Source organism: Vibrio sp. 03_296 (assembly GCF_002265885.1).
The window spans coordinates 1-314 of record NZ_NPKW01000399.1; the positions used below are offsets into that span (position 1 = coordinate 1).

At 29.3% G+C, this 314-nt stretch carries 1 pseudogene; it reads right to left on the reverse strand.

Annotated features, from left to right (window positions below):
- Nucleotides 1-97: 97 nt before the first annotated feature.
- Nucleotides 98-314, reverse strand: a pseudogene (locus CIK04_RS24930) (hypothetical protein); the annotation flags it as partial.

A 314-nucleotide genomic window follows, 5' to 3' on the forward strand; every position in this document is an offset into this window, starting at 1 on the left:
TTGGTGTTAAGTCATATATGTCTTGTTTAACTATATCCATAGCATAGACCTGACATGAGATAGGTTAAAATAAGGAATTATCACTAGTATTAATAATTTATTCTTCTTGTTTTTTTTCTCTACGTTTATATCCCTTAATTTCACATCTGCTTAGTAGCATCAAATCAACGCCATTAGGTACTACAGGGTTTTTAAAATAGTAGAGATAATCAGGTGTGCTGATGTTGCAATTAAGGTTATTTAAGTTGTTTTTAATAAAATTAAATGGTTGTTCGTATCCCAATATGGATTCCCATAGATATGTCTTTTCATTT